A 24,772-nucleotide genomic window follows, 5' to 3' on the forward strand; every position below is an offset into this window, starting at 1 on the left:
GCTGACTACCGGCAAGCCGGTCATTGGGCCGGACGGTGCGCTGGGCTTTGATATCGCCAGTGGGCACTTGGCCATCGAAGGCGCGGGTCTGTACGGCGCCAACCTGAGCCAACTGGATCTGCTGGCGCGCACGCTGGAACTGAACGCCCAGGTCTGGGCGGACCGCCTGAACGTGGTGGCCGGGCCGGCCCGCGTCGGGTATGACGGTGTCGACGTCTCGGCCCTGTCCGGCGTGGGTGGCACCACGGGTGTCTCGATCGATGTGGCGGCCTTGGGCGGTATGTACGCCAACAGCATCCGGCTGATCGGCACCGAAGCGGGCGTCGGCGTGAACATCGGCGGCAACCTGACTGCGCTGACCGGCACGCTGACCGTCAGCGCCAATGGCGACGTCAAGATTCTGCCGTCTGGCCGCATGCAGGCCGCCACTGACCTGTCGGTGCAAAGCGGACGCGACATCGTCAACGACGGTACCGTCACGGCGGGCGGCGCGTTGGCGCTCAACGCGCCCGGCTCGGTCACCAACACCGGCGCCGTGTCCTCGGCGGGCAACGCCACTGTCGTGGCACGGCAACTGGATAACCGCGGTGCCTTTACCGCAGGCCTGCAGGCCGATGGTTCCATCAGCCCCTTGGGCGCGCTGAGCGTACAGGTCAATAACCTGCAGAATGCCGGCACATTGATGGCCGGCGGCAACGCGACGGTCACGGCCGATGCGCTGGGTCTGTCGGGCGGAAAATTCGTCGCGGGCGGTGCACTGACGTTGGATGCCAACGGTGCAATCACCAACCGCGCCGGTTCGGTGTACGGCGGCTCGGTGCTGCTGCGTGCTTCCAGCCTGGACAACACCGGCGGCAAGCTCACCAGTGGCGGAGCCTTGACGGTCAATGTCGCAGGCGCGGTCGACAACTCTGCCGGCACCCTGGCGGGCACCGGCTCGGTTGCCATCACCGGTCAATCCATCATCAACGCCGCAGGCGGCGTCGTCTCGGGCGACAGCGTCGCGCTGCGCGGACCCGCCGGCATCAACAACCAGGGCGGTTCCGTCCAAGCCAACGGCGCGCTGCGCGTGGAAACGGCCGGCGCCTTGAGCAATCAGGGCGGCAAGCTCTTTGGCGGCACGGCCGATATCCAGGCGGCCAGCCTGGACAACCGCAATGGCGTGGCGCAGGCGGACGGCAAGCTTACGGTCACCAATACAGGCGCCTTGCAGAACCAGGGCGGTGGCCTGTACGGCGGTTCGGTCGACGTCAATGCCGCAAGCCTGTCCAACACAGCCGGAAAAGTCGTCAGCGGCGGGGCGCTGGACCTGAACGCCAGTGGCAATCTGGACAACACCGGCGGCACCGTCGCCGCACAAGGCCAGGCCACGCTGAACGCGCAAACCCTGTCCAACACCCGCGGCCTCATTGCCACAGGCAACCTGACACTCAATACCCAAGGCCTGCTCGACAACCGCGCCGGCCTGATCCAGGCCGACAACCTCGTGGCCCTGAAGGCCGGCAGCCTGAACAACCGCGACACGCTCGCCAATGGTCTGGCGGGTGCGGGGGCAGCAATGTCGGCCAACGTGGAATCGTGGGCCCAGGCAGGAACGCCGACCCCATCAGGGACTTCTGCCAAAGCCGCCGCTATGCCCACGTCGACGAACGCCTTGGGCGTGATGGGCAAGCAGGTCACGGTCAATGCAAGCGCCATCGACAACCAATCCGGCCGCATCGGTGCGGGCCAGGACTTGGGCGTTGCCACCGGCACACTCGACAACACGTCAGGCAACGTCTCGTCCGACGCCAACGCCAAGCTCGCGGTCAACCGTCTGACCAACGGCAGCGGCGCGATGACGGCCGGCAATTCCCTGGAACTGACCACCGACAACCTGGACAACGACGGCAAGCTCCACGCGGGCCAAGACCTGACGATCACCGCCAACACGCTGACCAACCGCGCCACCGGCGAACTGATCGCCCTGCGCAACAACACCCTGGTCATCAGCGGCCAGCTGACCAATGCCGGCCTCATCGACGGCGGCTACACCCGCATCACCGCTGGCAGCCTGACCAACACCGGCCGCATTTACGGCGACCGCATCGGCATCCAGACGCCGACGCTCATCAACGACCCCAACGCCGTCATCGCCTCGCGTGGCGACCTGGACCTGGGCGTCGGCACGCTCACCAACCGTGAACACGCCTTGATCTATGCCGGCGCAGACCTGCGCATCGGCGGCGCCCTGGATGCCACGGGCAAGGCGATCGGGCAGGCGCAATCGCTGTCCAACGAATCGGCCACCATCGAAGCCGAACGCAACGCCGACATCGCGGCGGCCAGCATCCAGAATCTGAACCCGCACTACGTCAGCAGCAAGGTCGACTCTCCAGTCACCAAAAAGCTGTACTACCGCCTGGAAAACGCCACCGAACTGATGGACGGCGACAAGCTATGGCTGTGCGACGCCGTCACCACCGCGTGCGGCAAGGACCCGGAAGTCTTCCTGGAAGACGATTCCGAGCGCCGTCTGTTGCTGCCGTCGGATCAGTATCCCGAGGCGCGCTACGGCCCGCCCTTTGACTACGTGCAAGACGTGCGAGGCAGGGAAGGCAGGGATGCGCCCATTCCGCCTGCCTACTTGCCCGATCCGTATGTGTGCGGGCCCGGTGGCGAAGATTGCGGCTACCAGCCGGGTGGCCCTCGCTACAAGGCCGGCGACGGCGTCTGGCGCGTTTTCGGCGTGGCCGATCCCGTCCAGGTGCCGCCCCTGGTCGAGGTCAAGTGCAACATCAACCAGACCTGCCAGTTCTCTACGCCTGAACGCGATCAGGCCCTGGCCACCAACGAAGCGCGCCATCGGGAACTGGAAGGCAAGATCTACGCCTTCAACGCCGATTTCAATCGCCGGCTGGTCAAGAACTTCTTCTACTACAAGGTCGACGAAGTCGTCTCGGAAAGCCGCACGGTATCCACGGACCCGGCCCGGATCATTGCCGGCGGCAACGCCCGTTTCACGGGCGCCGTCATCAACGACAAGAGCCGCATCATCGCCGGCGCCACGCTGTCGGTAGACGGCCCGTCAGTCAACAACATCGGGGCCGAAGGCGAACGCCGCATTGCACGCAAAGGCATCGAGGTACGCACCATCGTCAAAGGCGGCGGCCGCAAGGAAAGCCGAACTCCCTACGAAGACGTCGTGGCCGCCGAACGCTTCGAGCTGGCCGTGGCCAGCGCCACCGGCAACACCGCGCCACCGGCCACCGGCAACGCAAGGCCTGACGCCAGCGGCATCACCAACCCCTTGGCGCCGGCCCAGCTGATCGAATTTGCCACGCCCGGCAAGTTCGTCATCCGCGTGCCCACGCTGCCGCCCGTCCTGCCGACCAGCGCGCTGTACCGCGTGATGTCGGCCCCGGACGCACCCACCCTGATCGCCACCGACCGCCAGTTCCTGGGCTCGCGCACCATCACGTCCAGCGACACCCTGCTGCGCCAGCTCAACCAGAACAGCAGCTACCTCCTCAAGCGCCTGGGTGACGGCTTCTATGAGCAAAAGCTGGTGGCCGAGCAGATCATGCTGGCCAGCGGCCAGCGCTTCGTAGGCGACTACACCGATAACGAAACCCAGTACAAGGCGCTGCTTGCTGCGGGCGCCGAATTTGCCGGCAACTTCGGCCTGACCATCGGCACCGCCTTGACGCAAGACCAGATGCGCCACCTGACTGGCGACATCGTCTGGCTGGTCGAGCAGACCGTCACGCTGCCCGATGGCACGCAACAGAAGGTGCTGGCCCCGCAGGTCTACCTGGCCGTCAAACCGGGCGACCTGCGCGGCGACGGCACGCTCATCGCGGGCCGTGCAACGCAGATCAACACCACGGGCGACCTCAACAACAGCGGCACCGTGGGCGCGCGCAACGCGCTGGTCGTCAACGCGCAGAACGTGCGCAACAGCGTCGGCGCGATCCAGGCCAAGACCGTCAACCTGACGGCCCGCAACGACATCGACAACCTGGCCGGGCTGCTCAAGGGCGAATCGGTCGCGCTGAACGCCACGCGTGACATCAACCTGATATCCAGCACCCAGACCAACGCCAGCGGCGGGGTGAGCAGTACGCGTATCGATGGCGTGGCGCGGATTGATGCGGGAACCTTGAACGCCCAGGCGGGCCGGGACTTCAACGCGCAGGCCGCGGCTATCAGCGCGACGGGCGATGCCGACATCCTGGCTGGCCGTGACGTCAACCTGACAACGTCTGAAGAGCGTTACGCAGAGTCCTACCAATATGGCAAGAAAAACGCGGCGCAGATGCGAACGTCGCAAGAGGCCGGCACCGCCATCAACGCAGGCGGCAATCTGGCGTTGACCGCCGGCCGCGACGTGTCCATGCGCGCTTCGCAACTGGTCTCGGACAAGCAACTGGCCATCATGGCCGAGCGTGACGTCAACCTGTCGGCGGGCCAGGCCTCCAGCGCCACCTATAACGAAACCTACATCAAGCAAAAGGGTTTCCTATCCAGCCGGTCCACGCACACCAAGGACAGCAGTGCGTCCACCACCGCCCAAGGCACCCAGCTGTCCGGTGAAAGCGTGCTGGTCGGCGGTGGGCGCGACATCCGCATGACGGGTGTGCAGGTCGTGGCTTCCAAAGACATCGTGCTGGACGCCGAACGCGATCTGACCGTGCAAGCGGGGGTGAACACCTACGCCGAAGACCACTACCGCCGCGAGAAGAAAAGCGGCTTCTCCGTGGGCGGCATGGGCATCTCCTATGGGCGCAGCGACAGCAAGTCCAACCAGCGCGTGGACGGCGCCACGCAAAGCGACGCGCGCAGCCTGCTCGGCACGATCGGCGGCAACGTCATCCTGACCGCGGGCCGCAATGCCAGCATCGTGGGCAGCGACATCGTCGCCGGCAAGGTGGCGGGCGATGTGACCGGCAGGACCGGCAACATCGACATTCAAGCGCAGAACGTCGCTATCCTGGCCGGCCGCGATACGGAGACAACGCACAGCGACTACGCCAATAAGCAAAGCAGTTTTGGCGTGAAGCTGGTCGGCACGCCGGTAGACACCTTCAAAAACCTGTCCAACGCCGGTTCGGCAAAGGCCAAGGTCCAGGAACTGGCCCACAGCGGCGTCACCACGCCGGGCGTGACGCTTAATTTCAGCAGCAGCAAGAGCAGCGGTTCGCGAGATACGTTCAGCCAGGTCAGCAGCGGCTCGGACCTGAGCGCAGCCGGCGACATTCTCATCCGCGCCACGGGCAGCGGCGCCAGGGACGCCGCCGGGCGCGCGGTCGACGGCGATATTGCCCTGGTCGGCTCCAATTTGCGCGCCCAAGGCGGCGTGGTGCTCGATGCGAAACGCGACATCACGGTGGCAGGTGCGCAGAACCAATACCGCGAAGTCAGCCAGAACGACAGCAAAAGCACCAGCATCTCGGTCGGCAGCATGAGCCTGGGCGACATGGGCCGCGCCATCGACGGCGGCCCCAACGCCAGCGGCGTCAAGACGTTCCCCTTCGGCGCCCAGACCTCCACCACCCGCGAAACGGCCACGGGCACCTGGCAGACGGCATCGCTGATTACCGGCAACACCGTCTACATGAACAGCCGCGATGGCGACATCCGCATTGCCGGATCGGCCATCGACGCCGTCAAGAACGTGGGGCTTGCTGCCAATAGGGGGTCGATTGTCATCGACACCGGCACGGCGACGCGCGACCACACCAGCAGCCACCGCAGCAAAAGCGTCGGGGACCTGAGCGACGAAGTCGGCGGCGCAACCACCGGCATTCGCAAGTCCAGCGGCACGCTGGCCGAGAACAGCAAAACGACCAGCGGTGCAGGCAGCACCATCGTCAGCCGTCAGGGCGATGTGTCGATGGTCGCCAAGCAAGACCTGCTGATTCGCGGCAGCGACATTCGCGCCAACCGCGATGTGCTCTTGGGCGGTCAGACCGTCACCATCGACGGCAGCTTCGATACGTCTGCGTATCGCGATTTCCAGAAGACCAGCCAGATCGCGGTCACGACCAGCGTCAACAGTCCGGTCATCAAGGCGGTGGAAACCATCGACCGCATGCGCCATGCCGCCCAAGACACCAACAACGGCAGAATCCAGGCAGTGGCCGCCGTGGCCGCGGGCTTGGCGGCCAAGAACCTCTACGACGCGGTGGCCAAAAATCCCGCGCAGATGGGAGGCATCAGCGTCAATGTGGACGTCGGCGCCAGTAGTTCCAGCCAGGCCCGCACCGGCGAAAGCCGCACCGCCAGCGGATCAGCCGTCACCGCCAACCGCGACCTGATCATCATTGCGGCCGGCAAGGGCGCCCAGTCCAACATCACGGTCTCCGGCTCGAACCTGACTGCGGGCCGCAACGTATTGCTGAACGCCCAGGGCGACATCCTGCTCACCGCCCAGCAAAACACGTCCGGCCAGAAGAGCGACGGCACCAGCCGCAACGCCAGCATCGGCGTGGGTTTGGCGGTGGGCGGCAGCCAGAATGGCTTTGCCATCAACGTCGGGGCAGGGGGCAGCACCAGCAAGGGAAACGGCCAGGACAGCAGCTGGACCAACACGCACGTGGTGGCCGGCAACCGGCTCACGATCAACTCGGGCGGCGACGCCGTGCTGCGCGGCGCCCAGGCCCGCGCGGCGCAGATCGTGGCGACGGTCGGCGGCAACCTCGTCATCGAGAGCCTGCAAGACATCAGCAACTATGCGGCGCGCGACCGCAGCGGCGGCGTGCAGGTCAGCCTGTGCATACCGCCGATCTGCTACGGCGCCAGCAGCGTCAGCGGCAACTACGGCCAGACCAAGATCAACAGCCAATACGCCAGCGTCACCGAGCAGACCGGCATGTGGGCCGGCGATGGCGGCTTCCAGCTGAACGTGGGCAAGAACACGGGCTTGATCGGCGGCGTCATCGCCAGCAGCGACAAGGCGGTGGCGGACGGCAAGAACGTGCTGATCACCGGCACCCTGACCAGCCGCGACATTGAAAACCGCGCCAGCTATGAAGGGCAGTCGATACAGCTTGGGGGAGGTTTCAACTTCGGCGGCGGCGCAGCTGGCGGCAAGGGCGGTGGCAAAGAAGGCGTTAAAGGCGCTGGCAACAGTAATCAAGGCGGCACGACCCCAAGCGCGATCGGCACCGACAACCAGGGCAACGTCGCCGGCGGCAGCAAGGCCACGCCGGGTTCCACGCTGCCCAGCTTCGAGGGCATCAGTGCCAACGTGCCCATTGCGATGGGGGCCAATGGTGAGGCCAGCTCCACCACAAAGAGCGCCATCAGCGGCGGCACCATCGTCATTCGGGATGAGGCGGGGCAGCAAGCGTTGACGGGGCAGACCGCGGCGGAAGCGATTGCTGCGTTGAACCGGGATACCAAAGGCACGCTCAACGCGCTGGATCGGATCTTTGACGAGAAGGAGATCCGGGCGGGGTTCGAGGTGACCAAGACCTTGGCGCAGGAGACGGGGACGTTCCTGGCGAATCGAGCGGCGCAGGCAAAGGCGCTGAAACAGGCCTTGGACAACGAACCGGAGGGTATCCGAAAGGAGCAGCTACGCGCTCAGTACGAAGAGGCCAAGCTTTGGGCTCCAGGCGGTGCCTACCGGCAAGTGCTGACAGCCGTGACCTTGGCAACCAGCGGAAACGTGACCGGCGGCGCAGGCGAGTTCGTGCAAGCGGCGGCCGTGAACTATCTGCAAGGTCTGGGTGCGGCCAAGATCAAGGAGATCGCCCCGCTGCTGGGCGGCGAAGGCTCGGCCGGACACATCGCCCTGCACGCGCTGCTGGGATGCGCGGGCGCCGCATCCAAAAGCACAGGTTGCGGTGGCGGTGCCGCAGGCGCCTCGGCAGGCATCGTCGTCAGCCAGCTCATGGATCAAGCATTTGGCAAACCCGCCAGCAAGCTCGATCCCATCGAGCGGGAAGCCCGTATCAATCTGGTGACCAACCTGCTGGCCGGAATGACTGCGGTGCTGGACCCCAAGGCGGTAGCGGCGGTCAATGATGCGGCGCGGCTGGAGTTGGAGAACAACCAACTCGCCCTGCCGGGGGCCGGGATGGCTGCGTCTGGAGGTGCGATTGCAGGAGCGGGCGGACGAGGAACGCGGCCCGGGAATAGTGGGTCGCGGTTGCCGGGTTCGGGTACGGGATACGAATTGAGTCCCATCGAGAACATAGCTTTGCAGCTGACTCGGGCTTGGAGCGCGCTATTCGGGGTGGACAGCGGACCAGAAGAGGCTACAGGGCCACTGGTGACGCCGGCCGTGCCGCCTGGGGGCAACACGAGTGTGCCGGGATACCCGGGAGATTCGCAGTATCCGGGGCGGACGCCTGGGTATGAGATTGATCAGGGGGACTTGGGGACGCCGGGGCTGCAGGCGGATACGAATAATTATCAAGGCGGAAGTGTTACGCCTTTGCCGGTGCCGCAAGGGCCGGTGGTGATATTCAATAAAAAAAATGACGAACCCTCCGTCACTCGAGGAGCGGAGGTAACTGCAGGTCTCATTGAAAGTGTCTTGCGGGATGACCAAGTGCAGACGCTTCAGTCCGGCGTGTCTCTACCAGTGATTCAGCGGTACGTAGATAAGCTATTGGCTGGAGAAAGGGCTCCAGCGATTAAGATGGACGGAAACGTCATAGTTGAGGGAAATCATCGATATATTGCAGCAAAAATTTTAGGTATGAGCGTTGATGTAGAACCCGGTGTGATGGCTTCAAGTCAAAGAAATAAGATATCAACGGTCTCGGGGATTGGCGTGGATACAGTTGATTGGAGGAAAGAATGATTATTTTGAATTTTGGAACGGGGGATGTCCTTGAAATTGATCGCGAGAGTCTCATTGGAATAGATATGCGAAATGCTTCTCTGCATCGAGCGATCTTTGAGAGTGAAAATTTAACTGAAGCGGATTTTCGAGGGGCTGATTTGAGAAGTGCTATCTTTTACTCGACGAAAATGAATAGAGCAAAGTTGGACGGGGCCGCTCTAATGAATGCGGATTTTCGTCGGGCGGATTTGGCTTGCTCTAGTTTTTCCCGAGCAATGGCGGCATATGCTGATTTTTCTGAATCAAATTTGACGGATGTATGTTTTTCTGGCGCAGACGTTTATTGTGCGGACTTTAGAAATTCCAACCTTTCTGATGCTGATTTTCTGGTCGGTCGAATGGATGGTGTCAGGTTGGATGGGGCTATCTATAATCATAAAACTGTTTGGCCGCATGGGTTTGATCCTGTCTCCAAAGGGGCACTTATCTATAAAAGATAAGATGTCTAAAACTAAGATACCGTCTTGCCGGTCAAGCGTTTAGCGAATAAGGTGTCAGACTAAAAAACGTAGTCTGACACCTTATTTTATTGGGAGCAACTTCTGTTGAGGTAAATTCTGGGTATCTCGCCAACCCTAAACTTGACGCACTTCTACAGAAATTCGCTCAAAGCGGAAGGCCCCTTTATGGGGGTATCGTTAAATCTAATGTCGGGACGTCCGGTGATTACATCATTACGTTTCCAGTGAAAAAATAATGAAAAAGACAGAATGGTACAAAAATAGAATTCTCTGGCGAGCGGGGAAACTTCACCTGGAGGACTACGCATGGTCGAATTTCGTGCTGTCAAAGAAACAATGCGCGAAGGAAATTCTCGAGGCTACGGCAGGGCATGGTGCTCCGTTATATGTTTTTTTTCTGAACGATTACGTTTGGACGGTGCTTACTGATCAATATTTGGTTGGTCGACTTGATGAAGTATTGTCTTCGGTGAGTCTCGATGAACTCGGGGAGGTGGTGACAGTAAACAATAAAATCCTGCCTCCGAATGAATTAAAAATCCATGCGAATATCATTCGTGCGGGTAGGGATAAAAGTGAATTCTGGACGCCAGCCGGGAATGCTCATTTTTCTCTAAGAAATATTCTTGGAATGTTTCCATTGACTGTTCCTTAAAAGAAGTGAGCGTGTTTTTAGTACACCGAAGCACAGATGAGCGAGCTTTCTAAATGAAAATAAGGGATCAGACTACGTTTTTGGCCTGATTTGAAATAGGTTTTCCGGGAAATTCGTGGGGGGATCTCAGAGTCTGACTCCTTGCTTTTCACCGCAAACTGGGATGGAAATGATGCAAGAAAGAATGCTGAATAGCGAACAGGCATATCGTGCAATGTTCTATTTTCTAGAGAGAGAATATGAAAGAACAGGAGCAGACGAAATCGGTGGTTTACTTAGTTCTCTTTCTTGGGAGATAACCCAAGGTAATGGGCCTGCAGATCCCCGGGGCCTGGGAGGATTGGCAATGGGCAGTACAGAAGGCGCTGTTGATCAATGACAATGCTTCTCCAAGATGAAAAGATGTGTGGGCCTCTTCGTAGCATCTTGGTGTAATCGGGCGATATGATGAATGTGTCAAAAAATCGATTTTTTAAAAAATGAAAGTACTGGCCCTGAAGTACCTTGGGTTTGGTAACGAGTCCTTGAATTCATTTGTTCCTGATCATCCAAAGAACTTTTGTTTGTGGTTGGACCTTTCAATAGGATTTCCGGATGAGGACGGCGGGGATTTTTTTCAGGTGGGCATTTGCACTCCAACCTGGCTTGCTCATCAAGTATCTATTCGGCAGGTTGTGGTTCCACGAAATCTGTTGATTGTCGAAGAGTTCTGTTTTGATGTGGTCAAGAAAAAAATTGAGGAAATCATAATGCAGTCTGCTCGAGATAGTGGCGCCGAGAGTATGGCAGCGCTCAGTAGGTACTTCTCGTGGGAATTTGATATATAAGTAAAAAATAAGGCGCCGTCTTGCCCGTGCAAAAAAACAGGGTGTCAGACAGAGCTAGCCAAAAATAATGTGGCAGACTCTCTTAAACTTCCAAAAATCCTTCCTGTCGGGAAGACTGACAGCTTCAGTTTTTTCTGAAGCGTATATCGAGCTGTGGCGAATCGAGAGGGATAACGATCTGCTTTTCCACGACGCACCTGCGTTGAGCGAATGTTTATCCAGCATTTTCTGTGCCGCAGATATGTACTACCCAGCGGAATTGCGGGAAGAACATGAGTTTGATGAAGACAGGCTTCGCGCCGAAGTCGCAAGAGGGGTGCAGAAGGTGTGTGGCCTAGAATAGGGGCCACTCCGTCGCACCCCCGGCATGTCGCCGGCCGACGACCCCGATTCCGCCAGGAGCCCACCGTATGACCGCCATTCCCGCTGCCCCGACCGCCGGCGCAGCGCTGCCCGCCGTGACCGCGCGGGTGGACGTCATTTCCATTCAATCCCAGGTCGTGTACGGCTACGTCGGCAACAACGCCGCCATGCCGGTGTTTCGCCGGGCGGGGCTGCGAGCCATTGCCGTGCCCACGGTCATTCTCAGCAACACGCCGCACTATCCCACCCTGCACGGCGGCGCCGTGCCGCTGGACTGGTTTCAGGGCCTGCTCAAGGGGCTGGACGAGCGCGGCGTCACGCAGGTGGCGCGCGCCGTGGTCTGCGGTTACCTGGGCCAGCCGGGCCAGGCCGATCTGTTGGCCGAGTGGTTGCCGGCGCTGCGGGCGGCCCGGCCTGATCTGCGGGTGCATATCGATCCGGTCATGGGTGACCGCAATGATGGCCTGTACGTGGATTCCGGCCTGGTGGCGCAGTACCGCAAGAAGCTGGTGCCGCACGCCGACGGCATGACGCCCAACCATTTCGAGCTGGAACAGATGGTGGGCCGGCCGCTGTCTTCTATTGATGAGGTGGCGGCGGCCGCGCGCGAATTGATCGCCGAGGGTCCGCAATGGATTGTCGTGACCAGCGCCGCGCCGATGGCGGCCGCACCCGGCAGCTTGCAATTGGCCGTGGTGACTGACGCCGACTGCATCGTACTGACCCACCCCGAGATCGCTATCCCGCCGTCGGTGCACGGCACGGGCGATGTCTTCATGGCCGCCATCACCGCCCGGTTGCTGGCCGGCGACGCGCTGCAAGAGGCGGCACGGGCGGCCACCGCGGTGGTGACCGACGCGCTGACGCGTACCCGCGAACTGGGCTGGGAAGAGCTGGCGATCGAAGGCTGACGCCCGCGGTCCTTGCGGGCTGGGAACGCCAGCAGTCCTTGCCGCCCGGGGACGCCACCCGCACTTGCGGACCCGGGGCCGCGCCATGCGGGCCCGTCCTGCTCAATACGTCTTGTATGGCAGGAACTTGCCGCTCATCACGATCTGCACCCGGTCGCCCTTGGGGTCGGCTTCGCGTGTCAGGTCCATCTTGAAGTCGATGGCGCTCATGATGCCGTCGCCGAACTCTTCATTGATCAGCGCCTTGAAGGTGGTGCCGTAGACGTTGATCAGCTCGTAGAAGCGGTAGATCAGCGGGTCGGTCGGCACGGTGGTGGGCAGGGACCCTTTGTAGGGCACCACCTGCAGCTGCACCACGGCATCGGCCGGCAGGTCCAGCACGCGGGCCGCGGCCAGGGCCTGTTCTTCGGTCAGCGTCATCTGGCCCAGCAGCGCGGCCGTGGTCCATTCCTTGCTCTGGCCGACGGCCTCGGCAATGGCGGCCCAGGACAGCTTTTTTTCCAGGCGGCGGGTAACGACCAGTTCGGTGACTTCGGCGCGGGACATCATGGGGGTTCACTCCTTGTGGGAAGCCTTGTCGACCAGGAAGTCGACGAGATGGTTGCGAATTTCGTAGTAGCGCGGCTCGTGGTGCAGGCTCGCGCGGGTCCGGCCGCGCGGCAGGTCCACGTCGACGGATTCGGCGATGCGGGCATACGGCCCCGCGCTCATCAGCAGGATGCGGTCGGACAGCAAAATGGCTTCGTCCACGTCGTGCGTGATCATGAAGACGGTCTGGCGGGTTTCCTGGACGATGGCGCGCAGTTCGTCCTGGATGGTGCCGCGGGTCAGGGCGTCCAGCGCGCCGAAGGGCTCGTCCAGCAGCAGCATCCGCGGCTGGATGGCAAAGGCCCGGGCGATGCCCACGCGCTGCTTCATGCCGCCCGACAGTTCGCACGGTTTCTTGTCGGCGGCATGCGCCAGGCCCACCATGGCCAGGTAGCGCAGGCTGTGCTCGCGCACCTGCTCGCGACGATAGGCCGGCCAGCGCGAACGCACGCCGAATTCCACGTTCTGCAACGCGGTCAGCCACGGCAGGAGGGCGTGCGCCTGGAACACGACGCCGCGCGCCAGCGACGGCCCGGCGATCTCGCGGCCGTCCATGATGACCACGCCTTCACTGGCCTCGTCGATGCCCGCCAGGATGTTCAGGATGGTGGTCTTGCCGCAGCCGGAATGGCCGATTACGCAGACGAACTGGCCTTGTTCGATGCCGAAGTCGATGTGCTCGAACACCGGCGCGGCGGGCTGGCCGTGGCGTCCCGGGTAGCGCTTGGCCAGCGCCTGGACTTGCAGGAAAGGGGCGCTCATGCTCATTCCCGGTAGCTGACCAGCCGCGCGGCGCGCGCCAGCAGGGTGTCCAGCAGCATGCCGATCAGCCCGATGAACAGGATGGCGCAGATGATGTTGGCAATCGACAGGTTGTTCCATTCATTCCACACGAAGTAGCCGATGCCGGTGCCGCCGATCAGCATCTCGGCGGCCACGATGACCAGCCAGGCGATGCCGACCGAAATGCGCATGCCCGTCATGATGGTCGGCGCGGCCGCGGGCAGGATCACTTGCAGGGCGGTGCGCAGCCGCGTCACTTCCAGCGTGCGCGCCACGTTCAGCCAGTCCTGCCGCACCGCGCCCACGCCGAAGGCGGTGTTGACCAGCATGGGCCAGAGCGAGCAGATGAAGATCACGAAGATGGCCGACGTGTCGGCGTCCTTGATGGTGTAGAGCGCCAGCGGCATCCAGGCCAGCGGCGAGATCGGCTTGAGCACCTGGATGAACGGGTCGAACGCGCGGTACACGGTCCTGGACATGCCGATCAGGAATCCCAGCGGGATCGCCACCAGCGCCGCCAGGCCAAAGCCCGTCAGCACCCGCGCTACCGAATACGCCAACTGCACGCCGATGCCCTTGTCGTTCGGGCCCCGGTCGTAGAACGGGTCCTGCAGGTGTTGCCACAGCTTGGCGCCGACCTCGGCCGGGCCGGGAAAGGGCGTTTTCGACCCGCTGGCCGCGGCGTTGCCGACCAGGGCGGCGTAGGCCGGGTCCACCGTCGCCGCGCCCGCCGCGGGGCGGGTGGCGGCGTGCCACAGCAGCAGGAACGCCAGGAACAGCACGACGGACAGGAACGTCGCCCGCCAGGGTTGCACGGCCCGCATCAGGTTCTCCGGATCTTGAAGCCGGCCAGGTAGGCCTCGGGCTGGCTGGGGTCGAAGGGCTTGCCCATCACGCTGAACGCCTTGTCGGTTTGCGCGGGCGGGGTCAGCCCGGCCTCGCGCATCAGGCGCACCGCGTCGGTGGCCAGGAACACCTCGCTGGCGACCTTCTGGTAGTCGATATCGCCCTTGATCTGGCCCCAGCGCTTCATCTGCGTCAGGATCCAGACGGCGAACGAACCCCAGGGCATCGGGTCGAAATCGATGCGGGCCGGGTCCGTCAGCACTTTGCCCAGGCCGTCGGCGTAGGTGCCCGTCAGCACCTGTTCGACCACGGTGACGGGCTGGTTCAGATAGTTGGGCGCGGCGATGGCGGTGGCGATTTCCTTGCGGTTCGCCGGGTTGCGGGCGTAGGCGGTGGCCTCGATGATGGCCTTGAGCAGCGCCTGGTAGGTGTTGGGCTGGGTGGTCACGAATTCCCGGCTGGCCGAAAACGCGCAGCACGGATGGCCGTCCCAGATCGCCTTGGACAGCGTGTGGATGAAGCCCACGCCGTCGTACACCGCGCGCTGGTTGACCGGGTCCGGCGCCAGGAAGCCGTCGATATTGTCGGCCCGCAGGTTGGCCACCATCTCGGGCGGCGGCACCGAGCGGATCTGCACGTCGGTGTCAGGGTCCAGCCCGTGCTCGGCCAGGTAGTAGCGCAACAGGTAGTTGTGCATCGAATAGTCGAACGGCACGGCGAACTTGAAGCCCTTCCAGTCCTTCGGATCGCGCCGGTCCTTGTGCTTCATCGACAGCGTGATGGCCTGGCCGTTGATGTTTTCCACGGCGGGCATGGTCCAGGGCACCGCGCGGCTGGCGCCTACCCCCAGCGAAATGGCCAGCGGCATCGGCGACAGCATGTGGGCGGCGTCGTACTCGCCGGACATGGCCTTGTCGCGGATCAGCGCCCAGCCGGCCGTCTTCACCACTTCCACGTCCAGCCCCTGCTTGCCGTAAAAGCCCATGGGGTGCGCCATGATGATGGGCGTGGCGCAGGTGATGGGAATGAAGCCCACTTTCAGCTTCTGTTTCTCCAGCGGCCCGGTCGTTTGCGCAAAGGCTTCTTTGGCGGCGGCCAGCGGGAACAGCGATGCGACGGCGGCCAGGGCCGTGCCGGTGCCGACAGCGCGCAGGAAGCGGCGGCGCAGCGCGTCCTGCGGGAACAGGGCGCGCATTACTGCGTTTTCCACGGCGCTGTCCGCGGCGGCGTCCAGCGCCACGCCGCCCTGGGCGCGCGCGTGCTCGGCCTGGGACGCATGGCGGCCGCAGCCGCAGGCCAGGCGGCTGCCGGGGTCGAACGGATTGCTGAACAGGGACATGGAAGCCTCCGGAATGGGGAAGGCCTTCATCTTGGCGCCGGCCGCGGGCGGCCGGTATCGCCGGTTCAACCATATGCGTGTAGGGCGATCACTACACGGTGCGCAGCCTGCGCCAGGGCGGTGCGTGGCGCGTCAGCGGGCACCCAGCTGGTGCGTGTTGGCGTAGGCCACCAGTTCCACCAGTGTGCGCACGCCCAGCTTTTCGAAGATGCGGGCGCGGTAGGTCGAAATGGTGTTCACCGACAGCGCCAGCTGCTCGCCGATGGCCGATACCGATTTGCCGGCCACCAGCAGTTGCAGCACCTGGAATTCACGGTTGGACAGCAGTTCGTGCGGCGGCCGGGTGCTGTCCTGGCGCACCGTGTGCGCCAGCAGTTCGGCCACGGCGGGGGTGACGTACATTCTGCCGGCCGCGGCATTGACCAGCGCGGCCAGCAATTCGTCGGGGTCGCAGCCCTTGTTCAGGTAGGCATGGGCGCCGGCCCGCAGCGCCCGCACCGCGAACTGGGATTCCGGGTACACGGACAGCATCACCACGCCCAGGCCGGGGTAGTCGGCGCGCACGGTCTTGAGCACGTCCAGGCCGTCGCGTTCGCCCAGCGCCACGTCCAGCACCAGCGCGTCGTAGCGGCCTTGCCGCAGCGCGCGCAGGGCGGACGGGGCGTCGGCGGCCTCGTCCACCTGGCCGACGCGCGGGTCTTCCAGCAGGATGCGGGCCAGGCCGCGGCGGATGATGAGGTGATCGTCGACGATCAGCAGGTTCAGGGCCATGGCGTCGTGGTCTCAGGCGGGTGGGTTCAGGCGCAGGCGGGCGCGCATGCCGGCACCCGGGGCGCTGTCCAGCACCAGGTCGCCGCCGATGGCGCGGGCCCGTTCGCGCATGCCCAGAATGCCGAAGGTCTGGCGCGTTTCGGGCAATTGCATGCCCACGCCGTCGTCTTCCACGGCCAGCAGCAGGCCGTCTTCGCCCCAGGTGGCGCTGACGCTGACGCTGCGCGCCCGGGCGTGGCGCTGCACATTGGTCAGCAGTTCCTGCACGATGCGGTAGACGGCGATTTCGGCGGCGGGGGCCAGGCGGCGGCTTTCGGTGTCGGGCGGGCACAGGTAGCGGCATTGCAGCCCGCTGCGCGCCTGCAGGTCCTGCAGCAGGGTTTCCAGCGCCGCCCACAGGCCCAGGTGGTCCAGCACCACGGGGCGCAGGTCGTTCAGGATGCGGCGGGTGGCGTCCATGGCCGTCTGTGTCACGTCCAGCATGCGGTCCAGGTGGGCTTGCAGCGGCGGCTGCGCGGCCAGTTGCCGGCGCAGCCAGTTCAGGTCCAGCTGCAAGGCGGTGAACGACGCGCCCAGGTCGTCGTGGATGTTGCGGGCGATATGGGCGCGTTCTTCTTCGCGCAGCGTGCTCAGGTGCGACGACAGGCTGCGCAGCGACTCGTGCGCGGCGCTCAGTTCGGCCGTGCGCGCCGCCACCCGGGCTTCGAGCAGCGCCTGGGTGCCGTGCAGCTCGCGTTCGATGCGTTTGCGCGCGGTGATGTCCGAAAACGTCACCACCGCGCCCACCACGTCGTCGTCGTTGCGGATGGGGTACGACGCATACTGGGCGTCAAAGCACGAGCCGTCGCGCCGCCACAGGACCTCGTCGTCCACCCGTTCGCCGCGGCCGTCGCGAAATGCCTTGAAGATGCGGCAGTCGTGCACCGGCATCAGCGTGCGGTCGGCGTGGGAATGGTGGATCAGGTAGTGCATGTTGCGCCCCACCACCTCGTCCGGGGTGTAGCCCAGCATGGCCGCGCCCGCGCCGTTGATGAAGATGCAGCGCCCGCGCAGGTCGATGCCGTAGATGCCTTCCCCGGCGGATTCCAGCAGCATTTCCAGCTGGCGCCGCCAGGCGGCATGGTGCGACAGGTGTTTCAGGTCGGCGAACATATCGATTCACCGGGCGCCTGGCGGCCCGGTCCCCTGGTTCGGGGCTTTTACCCCTTTTTTTGTGTGCACCGAGTGTAAGGCAGCCCGGGCCGTTTATCGTGTTTATCAAACACACCGTTCCGCCAGGGCGAACAAGCCTGCCTGGCCGGACGGGTAAAATCCAGGGTTGTCCATCACGCTGGGAGCCAGAGTGCAGCCGGTCATTTCAGTACAGGGTCTATCCAAACGGTACGCCTCGGGGTTCCAGGCGCTCAAGAGCGTCGACCTGGACATCCAGCGCGGCGAGATCTTCGCGCTGCTCGGGCCTAACGGCGCGGGCAAGACCACCCTTATCAGCATCATCTGCGGCATCGTCAACCCGACCGAAGGCCGGGTGCTGGCCGACGGCCACGACATCGTGTCGCAGTATCGCGCGGCGCGCGCCGCCATCGGCCTGGTGCCCCAGGAAATCTCCACCGACGCCTTCGAAAGCGTCTGGAACACGGTCACCTTCAGCCGCGGCCTGTTCGGCAAGCCGGCCAACCCCGCCTACATCGAAAAGGTGCTGCGCGACCTGTCGCTGTGGGACAAGAAAGACAGCCGCATCATGGCCCTGTCCGGCGGCATGAAGCGCCGTGTCATGATCGCCAAGGCACTGTCGCACGAACCCAAGATCCTGTTCCTGGACGAGCCCACCGCCGGCGTCGACGTCGAACTGCGGCGCGGTATGTGGGAAATGGTGCGGCGCCTGCGCGAAAGCGGCGTCACCATCATCCTCACCACCCACTACATCGAAGAGGCCCAGGAAATGGCCGACCGCATCGGCGTGATCCGCAAGGGCGAGATCATCCTGGTCGAAGAAAAGAACGAGCTCATGGCCAAGCTGGGCAAGCGCCGCCTGACCCTGACGCTCAAGGCGCCGCTGCCGGGCATTCCCACGGCGCTCGATGCCTTCCAGCTGGACCTGTCCGACAACGGCCACAAGCTGGTCTACACCTACGACAACCACGGCGGCGGTGAAATCTCGGCCCTGCTGCGCCACCTGAGCGAGCTCGGCATCGAATTCACCGACCTCAATTCTTCCGAAAGCTCGCTCGAGGAAATCTTCGTCAGCCTGGTGACCGCCCAATCATGAATTTCTACGCAATCCGCGCCATCTATCTGTTTGAAATGGCCCGCGCCTGGCGCACGCTGATGCAAAGCGTGCTGTCGCCGGTGATTTCCACGTCGCTGTACTTCGTGGTGTTCGGTTCGGCCATCGGCTCGCACATGGTCGACATCGACGGGGTCAGCTACGGCGCCTACATCGTGCCCGGCATGATCATGCTGTCGCTGTTGACGCAAAGCATCGCCAACGCCTCGTTCGGCATCTACATGCCACGCTTTTCCGGCACCATCTACGAGATCCACTCCGCGCCGATCTCCTACATGGAAATCGTGGCCGGCTACGTGGGGGCGGCGGCCAGCAAGTCCATCATCCTGGGGCTGATCATGCTGGCCACGGCCCGGCTGTTCGTCTCGTTCGAGATCGTGCATCCGTTCTGGATGCTGGGCTTTCTGGTGCTCACGGCCGTCACCTTCAGCCTGTTCGGCTTCATCATCGGCATCTGGGCCGACGGCTTCGAGAAACTGCAGATCATCCCGCTCATGATCATCACGCCGCTCACCTTCCTGGGCGGCACCTTCTATTCCATCAAGATGCTGCCGCCGTTCTGGCAGACCGCCACGCTGTTCAACCCGGTGGTCTACCTGGTCAGCGGCTTTCGCTGGGCGTTCTACGGCGTGTCAGACGTCAGCGCCAGCGTCAGCGTCGGCATGACGCTGGTGTTCCTGGTGGTGTGCATGATCGCGGTGCGCTGGATCTTCAAGACGGGCTACCGCCTGAAGACCTGATGGGGCAGGGCGCGGTCTAGGAGACCGCGCTTTTTTTTTGCGCCGCTTTTTTCGCGTCGTTTTTTGTCAGGCCGCCATCGGCGCATTGCGCGCCAGGCCGCCGTGGGCGTCCAGCAGGCGCTCGCGCCAGGCGTGCACGGGGTCATCCTCGGCCAGCAGTTCCAGCGTGCTGGTGCAGCGCGCCCACATGAACATGCCGAACACGGCGTAGTCCGCATAGGCCGGCTGCGCGCCCGCCAGGAACGGCTGGCGCGCCAGCATCTGGCGCAGCGGCAGCAGCGCGGCGCGCAAGGCGGCGATCTGGTCCGCATAGCCGGCCGGCAAGTCTTCCAGGCGGCCGAAGCGCTTTTCGCGCGTGGTGCGGAAGTAGTCCTTGTCTTCGTCGCGGATCAGGCCGTGGATCTCGGGCAGCAACAGGCGCGCCAGCACCGGCACCAGCGTGGTGTCGGACCAGCCATTGATGAACAGGCTGAGCGCGCGGCCCGTATCGCCACCGAACAGCGAAGGGCGTTCGGCAAACGTGTCTTCCAGGTAGCAGGCGATCTGCCACGAATCGCTGACCACGTGCTGCTCGTGCACAAGCACCGGCACCAGCTTCTGGCCGGAGAACGCGATGGCGTCTTTTTCAGTGAAGCGCCACGGCACGGTGCGGGCCGTCAGGCCTTTGTGCGCCAGCGCCATGTGCGTCTTCCAGCAATGCGGGGAAAAGCGCAGCGCCGGGTCGGCGCCGGCCAGGTCATACAGGGTGAGTTCCGGGGTCAAGGCGGGGTCTCCTGGGCGGTCCTGGGAAAGGTCTGCCTAGGATAACCCCACGGCGCGTGAACTTACTGCACCGCTGCGCCGGCCTTGCCCATGCTCATCAGCCGCTGCTTGAGCTGCGGATCCTGCTGCACGGCGCGGCCGATGCCGTTGAATTCCTCGACGGACAGGCCGTCGGCCTGCACCAGCTTGACCATCTTGGCGTCGGCTTCCTGGACGATCTTCTGCTTGGCCGCGTCGCTCTTGGCGGCTTCGACCTTGGGCCGGTATTCGTCCACCACGCCCGACACCTTCTGCGACGCCGACGCGAAGCGCTGCAATTGCTGGTCGGAAGGCTGCACGGCCGGGGGCGCGGCTTGAGTCTGTGGCGGGGTCTGGGTGGCCGGGGCGTTTTGCGCCAGGGCAGGGGCACCGGACAACGCGGCCGCCGCGAGCACGGCCGATAGGATTGCGGTCTTGGAACGCTGCATAAAAAATCCTCCTGGTTCCGGGTAAGTGTCTGGCCATGATGACAACCGGTCCCGGGAGGGTTCAAGTTTCGCAATGTGTTTTCCTGTGTCGGCGGACCACAGTGCTGCGGGGTCTGCACGGGGGAAGCGCCCCGGGCGCGCCGTGGAAACGTTTTGCCCGCAACTTCGTGACATTAGGAAAGCGGATCGCAGGGCAGATGTCGGCTGCGCGGCCTTACGGCGCCAATTGCACCGCCGTGTACACGTGTCCCTGGCCGTAGCGATAGCCGCAATGAAACGACTGGCCGCGCCGGAAATCCGGCCCCGCGTCGCGTTGCAGGCGCAATACCAGCCGCTGCGCGGATACGTCCGCGTGCATCACGGCCAGGTCGCCGAATTCCAGCGGGCAGCGCGTCAGCGGAAATTGGCACTTGTAGAACGCTTCCTTGGCCGAGAACACCAGCGTGGCCCAGTCCGCGCGGGGCAGCGCATTGCCGACCAGCGCGTGTTCTTCCGGCACCATGCAGACGGACTCGATGGCTTCCCGTTCGTCGGCATTGGCGATGGCTTCCAGGTCGATGCCCAGGCCGCGCGTGTCTTCGTGGCGGCCCACGGCCACCGCCAGCAACTGCCGGCTGTGGCTGATCGAACCTGTGAAACCGTCGGGCCAGACCGGTGCGCGGTCTGCGTCGGTGCCTACTTGCAGGGTCTGCGCGCCTAACCCCGCCAGCAGCGTGGCGGCCAGGTCGCGTCCGGCCTGGTATTCGGCGTGACGGCGCTGGGCAGCAGGGGCGGGGGCAACACCGGTGGCGTCGGCATGGGCTGCCCCGATATTGGCCGCCTCAGCATAGGCCGCCCCAGCATGGGCTGCCCCGACATAGGCCGGCCCAACCTCCACCGGCAGCCGCAGCACGCGCTGGGCGATGCGGCCGGTCAGGACGAAAGGCGCGTAGGCGTCGGGTAGCGGATTCACGGTGTCGGGGTCAGGGGAAAATCGATGCACCGAGGTCCCTGGAGTCGATGCGCCAGGGGTCATGGCGCGGGCAATCGCGCCAGGCCGCCAGTCCATCTGGACGGCCCGCGACGCGCAGCCACGATCATAGGCCATCAGGCCCGGCCGATCCTACGCCAGCACCATGCTCACCATCACCAAAACCAACAGCAGCACATAGACACGCGCATGCAGCCGGTCGGGAATGCGCGGAATCAGCGGCGCCGCCAGCCGGATGCCCGCCAGCGAGCCCAGCGCCAGCGCGGCGAATGCCAGCAGGTCGACATAGCCGACGATCCACGGCGCCAGCGGCGCGGCCAGTTCGCGCGCCGCCGCCATGTAGGCCAGCGTGCCCACGATGGCCACCGGCAGGGTCAGCGGGTTGGCCATGGCCGCGGCCTTGGCCATGGGCAGGCCGCGGCGGCGCAGGAGCGGCACCGTCATCACGCTGCCGCCCACGCCCAGGAACGTGGCGATTGCACCGATCACGACGCCGCCGCCCACGATCACCCCCTGGCCCAGCGGCTGCGCGCCCTGCGTGTCCGTGTGCGCCATGAAGCCCTGGCGCAGCAGGCAGTCCAGGATCGTCACGCCCAGGTAGGCAATGAAGGCGTAGCGCACCAGGTCGCCGCTGGCCGACGTGGCGGCCCACGCGCCCACCAGCGCACCCACGCCGATGAAGGCGGCCAGCGGCCACACATAGGCGCGCACGATGTTGCCGTTGCGCTGGTGCTTGCGGGTGGCGGCAATGGAATTGACGATCATCACGCAGGTGGACGTCGCCACCGCGATGTGCATCGCTGCCTGGCCGATGGCGTCCTGGGCGCCATGGGTGGCCGTCAGCACGCCGTACAACACCGGCACCACCACGAAGCCGCCGCCAAACCCGAACAGCACCGTGGTCACGCCACTCAGGGCGCCGAACAGCGCCAACACCACATACAGCATGTCATGCATCCTTGATGGGAAAACATCACGATAGGCCGGCGGGCGGTGGCCTGCTTTCGAGGATTGGACAATAATGTTCGTGTTTCGGCCAACCGCCTGCCCATGCGCAATACCCACATCGACCTGCACGACCGCCTGGACCGCACGGTCGTCGCCATCGGCAACGACTACCCGCCCGGGCACCTGCTGCCCGCGCACTCGCATCGCCGCGCGCAGTTGCTGTATGGGGCCACCGGCGTCATGCACGTGGTCACGCGCGACGGCAACTGGGTGGTGCCGCCGCAGCGCGCGGTCTGGATCCCGGCCGGCGTGGCGCACCAGGTCCGCATGCAGGACGTCAGCACCCGCAGCGCCTACATCGAGCCGGGCGCCGCGCGCGCCGCCAGCACGGCCTGCGAAGTGGTGGACGTGTCGCCGCTGCTGCGCCAATTGCTGCTCGACGCCGTCGACATGCCGGCGCGCTACGACCTGGCCGGCCGCGACGGCGCGCTGGCCACGCTGCTGCTGCACGAGGTGGACCGCGCCGCCGTGCTGCCGCTGCACATTCCGCTGCCGCCCGACAAGCGCCTGGCGCCCCTGTGCCGCGCCTTCATCGCCGCGCCCGACGTGCGCCAGACCCCCGAGGCGTGGGCCGAACGCCTGCACATGAGCCCGCGCACCTTCAGCCGCCATTTCCGCCAGCAGACGGGCATGGCGTTTTCGGAATGGCGCCAGCGCGCCTGCGTGGTGCTGGCGCTGGCCCGCCTGGCGGCCGGCGCGCCGGTGACCGCCATCGCGCTGGATTTCGGCTACCAAAGCCCGGCCGCGTTCTCCACCATGTTCCGCCGCGTGCTGGGGCGGCCGCCGACGAGTTACCTGCGGGCGCAGTAGGGCAACACAGGGCAGGGATGCCGGCGACGCGCAGCAAGCCTGCATGACGGCAGTTCAAGGCTGCCGTCTTCCGGCAAAGGCCGCGTGCGTTGGTACTATGCCCGCACTTCACTTACACGGCGCCGCGTTCATGTCCCCCACGCCTTCCCCGCTTTCCATCGGCATCGCCGGCGCCGGCAGCGCCGGCCTGGCCACCGCGCTGGCCCTGGCCCGCGCCGGGCATCGCGTGCAGGTCTTCGAAAAGCACCAGGGCTTCACCACCCTGGGCGCGGGCCTCTTGCTGCAGCCGCCAGGCGTGCGCGGCTTGCAGGCGCTGGGCGTGGATATCGCGGCGCTGAACGTCGGCGCGCCCATCGACCGGCTGCTGGGCCTGTCGCATCGCGGCTGGCGGGTGGTGGATATCGATTACGTGGGCGACGGCGCGCGCGCCGTCAACCGCGCTGCGTTGGGCGGCGTGCTGTTCGATGCCGCCCAACGCGCCGGTGCGCAGTTTTCCTTCGGCTGTCCGGTGGAACGCCTGGACACCGAGCAGGGCCGCGCCCGGGTACGCCACGCGGGCGGCGAATCGACCTTCGACTTGTTCGTGGTGGCTGACGGGGCCGCGTCTGCGCTGCGCGAACAGGTGGGGCTGGCCGCCCGCTCAAGCGTCTATCGCTGGGGCGCGCTGTGGGGCCAGTTCTGGGTGCCGGAATGGGCCGGCGCCTCGCAACTGCTGCAACGCTTTGCCGGCACCCGCGAAATGATGGGCTTGCTGCCGACCGACCTGGGGCCGCAGGGCGTGCGCCTGTCGCTTTTCTGGAGCATCCGCCACGACGCCTTGCCGGCCTGGCGCGCCGCGCCCATCGCTGCCTGGAAAGCCCGTCTGTTGCAGCTTTGGCCCGAGGCCGAGCCGGTGGTCAGCCAGGTCACCGCCCACGATGACCTGGCGGTGGCGACCTACCGCCACAGCTGGCCTCGCGCGCTGGCCAGCGGCCCCTACTGCGCGGTGGGCGATGCCGCCCACGCCATGAGCCCGCAACTGGGGCTGGGCACCACGCTGGCGGTGCTGGACGCACTGGCGCTGGCGCGGGCGGTCAACCAGCACGGCGCCGCGGACGGCCCCGCCCAATACGCGCGCAGCCGCCTCATGCCGTCACGCCTGTACCAGACCCTGAGCCGCGCGTTGACCCCATGCTTTCAGGCGTCAGGCCCCGGCCTGTGGCGCGACCTGGCCTTCGCCGGCAGCCTGCTGATACCCGGCATGCGCGGCCTGATGAAACGCGGCCTGCTCGCCATGCCTGAACCGGGGGCGGCGCGGCGTTCACCGAGGGCGTAAAAAAGCACCCGCTCGGGGTGCTTGTTGGCAAGG

General features: G+C 64.7%; 21 protein-coding genes. 11 read left to right on the top strand and 10 right to left on the bottom strand.

Translation table 11 applies throughout. The annotated features are described in order from the left end of the window. The first annotated feature begins 1 nt into the window (after position 1). From U858_RS34180 to pdxK, 7 genes are all read left to right on the top strand, one after another. Complete coding sequence (locus U858_RS34180; protein WP_369797633.1) at positions 2 to 8,797, top strand: hemagglutinin repeat-containing protein; 8,796 nt, start codon at positions 2 to 4, stop codon at positions 8,795 to 8,797. Beyond that, the gene (locus U858_RS34640; protein WP_042884243.1) at positions 8,794 to 9,279 is read left to right on the top strand and encodes a pentapeptide repeat-containing protein; all 486 of its coding nucleotides are present in this window, start codon (positions 8,794 to 8,796) and stop codon (positions 9,277 to 9,279) included. Before U858_RS34180 ends, U858_RS34640 begins: the two co-directional genes overlap by 4 nt. 256 nt (positions 9,280 to 9,535) lie before the next feature. Next, a complete protein-coding gene (locus tag U858_RS35545) occupies positions 9,536 to 9,955 on the top strand; it encodes a hypothetical protein (RefSeq protein WP_157838764.1) in 420 nt (139 codons plus the stop codon). Positions 9,956 to 10,118: 163 nt separating this feature from the next. After that, positions 10,119 to 10,334, top strand: a complete 216-nt coding sequence (locus U858_RS34645; RefSeq protein ID WP_198529696.1) for a hypothetical protein — start codon at positions 10,119 to 10,121, stop codon at positions 10,332 to 10,334. A 100-nt stretch (positions 10,335 to 10,434) separates the two neighbouring features. Continuing rightward, entirely contained in the window at positions 10,435 to 10,782 is a 348-nt protein-coding gene (locus U858_RS34650) for an Imm8 family immunity protein (RefSeq protein WP_081821527.1), read from the top strand. Between the two features lie 67 nt (positions 10,783 to 10,849). Further along, positions 10,850 to 11,125: a colicin immunity domain-containing protein gene (locus U858_RS34655; protein WP_081821528.1), complete on the top strand. Its 276-nt coding sequence runs from the start codon at positions 10,850 to 10,852 to the stop codon at positions 11,123 to 11,125. 67 nt (positions 11,126 to 11,192) lie between these two features. Continuing rightward, on the top strand, positions 11,193 to 12,056 hold the full coding sequence (pdxK, locus tag U858_RS0102735; protein ID WP_025135659.1) for a pyridoxine/pyridoxal/pyridoxamine kinase: 864 nt from the start codon (positions 11,193 to 11,195) through the stop codon (positions 12,054 to 12,056). A gap of 102 nt (positions 12,057 to 12,158) precedes the next feature. On the opposite strand, the gene cynS is transcribed toward pdxK, so the two are convergent. The 6 genes from cynS to U858_RS0102765 form a co-directional block, all read right to left on the bottom strand. Further along, complete coding sequence (cynS, locus tag U858_RS0102740) at positions 12,159 to 12,602, bottom strand: cyanase (protein WP_025135660.1); 444 nt, start codon at positions 12,600 to 12,602, stop codon at positions 12,159 to 12,161. 9 nt (positions 12,603 to 12,611) lie between these two features. Continuing rightward, positions 12,612 to 13,406, bottom strand: a complete 795-nt coding sequence (locus U858_RS0102745) for an ABC transporter ATP-binding protein (protein ID WP_025135661.1) — start codon at positions 13,404 to 13,406, stop codon at positions 12,612 to 12,614. Positions 13,407 to 13,408: 2 nt separating this feature from the next. Then, positions 13,409 to 14,251 carry a nitrate ABC transporter permease gene (gene ntrB / locus U858_RS0102750; protein WP_025135662.1) on the bottom strand — a complete coding sequence of 281 codons (843 nt, stop codon included), beginning with the start codon at positions 14,249 to 14,251 and terminating at the stop codon, positions 13,409 to 13,411. Continuing rightward, on the bottom strand, positions 14,251 to 15,612 hold the full coding sequence (locus U858_RS0102755; protein ID WP_025135663.1) for a CmpA/NrtA family ABC transporter substrate-binding protein: 1,362 nt from the start codon (positions 15,610 to 15,612) through the stop codon (positions 14,251 to 14,253). Before U858_RS0102755 ends, ntrB begins: the two co-directional genes overlap by 1 nt. Positions 15,613 to 15,744: 132 nt before the next feature. Next, positions 15,745 to 16,383, bottom strand: coding sequence for a response regulator transcription factor (locus tag U858_RS0102760; RefSeq protein ID WP_025135664.1), 639 nt, complete (start codon positions 16,381 to 16,383; stop codon positions 15,745 to 15,747). Between the two features lie 12 nt (positions 16,384 to 16,395). Then, positions 16,396 to 17,535: a PAS domain-containing sensor histidine kinase gene (locus tag U858_RS0102765; RefSeq protein ID WP_025135665.1), complete on the bottom strand. Its 1,140-nt coding sequence runs from the start codon at positions 17,533 to 17,535 to the stop codon at positions 16,396 to 16,398. 190 nt (positions 17,536 to 17,725) lie between these two features. On the opposite strand from U858_RS0102765, the gene U858_RS0102770 reads away from it, so the two are divergent. Next, complete coding sequence (locus tag U858_RS0102770) at positions 17,726 to 18,649, top strand: ABC transporter ATP-binding protein (protein ID WP_025135666.1); 924 nt, start codon at positions 17,726 to 17,728, stop codon at positions 18,647 to 18,649. Next, positions 18,646 to 19,407, top strand: a complete 762-nt coding sequence (locus tag U858_RS0102775) for an ABC transporter permease (RefSeq protein ID WP_025135667.1) — start codon at positions 18,646 to 18,648, stop codon at positions 19,405 to 19,407. The genes U858_RS0102770 and U858_RS0102775 overlap by 4 nt, the downstream gene beginning before the upstream one ends. A 66-nt stretch (positions 19,408 to 19,473) precedes the next feature. Here the strand turns inward: U858_RS0102775 and U858_RS0102780 are convergent, their stop codons facing one another. From U858_RS0102780 to U858_RS0102795, 4 genes are all read right to left on the bottom strand, one after another. Then, complete coding sequence (locus U858_RS0102780) at positions 19,474 to 20,169, bottom strand: glutathione S-transferase family protein (protein ID WP_025135668.1); 696 nt, start codon at positions 20,167 to 20,169, stop codon at positions 19,474 to 19,476. A gap of 62 nt (positions 20,170 to 20,231) precedes the next feature. After that, positions 20,232 to 20,636: a DUF4168 domain-containing protein gene (locus tag U858_RS0102785; protein ID WP_025135669.1), complete on the bottom strand. Its 405-nt coding sequence runs from the start codon at positions 20,634 to 20,636 to the stop codon at positions 20,232 to 20,234. 214 nt (positions 20,637 to 20,850) lie between these two features. Beyond that, positions 20,851 to 21,723 carry a 4'-phosphopantetheinyl transferase gene (locus U858_RS34185; RefSeq protein ID WP_081821529.1) on the bottom strand — a complete coding sequence of 291 codons (873 nt, stop codon included), beginning with the start codon at positions 21,721 to 21,723 and terminating at the stop codon, positions 20,851 to 20,853. Positions 21,724 to 21,738: 15 nt separating this feature from the next. Then, the gene (locus U858_RS0102795; RefSeq protein ID WP_025135671.1) at positions 21,739 to 22,554 is read right to left on the bottom strand and encodes a sulfite exporter TauE/SafE family protein; all 816 of its coding nucleotides are present in this window, start codon (positions 22,552 to 22,554) and stop codon (positions 21,739 to 21,741) included. Between the two features lie 102 nt (positions 22,555 to 22,656). Here U858_RS0102795 and U858_RS0102800 point away from each other — a divergent pair, with 102 nt between their 5' ends. Continuing rightward, positions 22,657 to 23,424, top strand: coding sequence for a helix-turn-helix domain-containing protein (locus U858_RS0102800; protein WP_025135672.1), 768 nt, complete (start codon positions 22,657 to 22,659; stop codon positions 23,422 to 23,424). A gap of 130 nt (positions 23,425 to 23,554) precedes the next feature. Beyond that, positions 23,555 to 24,739, top strand: coding sequence for an NAD(P)/FAD-dependent oxidoreductase (locus U858_RS0102805; protein ID WP_025135673.1), 1,185 nt, complete (start codon positions 23,555 to 23,557; stop codon positions 24,737 to 24,739). The last annotated feature ends 33 nt before the right edge of the window (positions 24,740 to 24,772 follow it).

It is taken from the genome of Achromobacter sp. DH1f (assembly GCF_000633435.1).
Classification (GTDB): Bacteria; Pseudomonadota; Gammaproteobacteria; order Burkholderiales; family Burkholderiaceae_B; genus Achromobacter; species Achromobacter deleyi.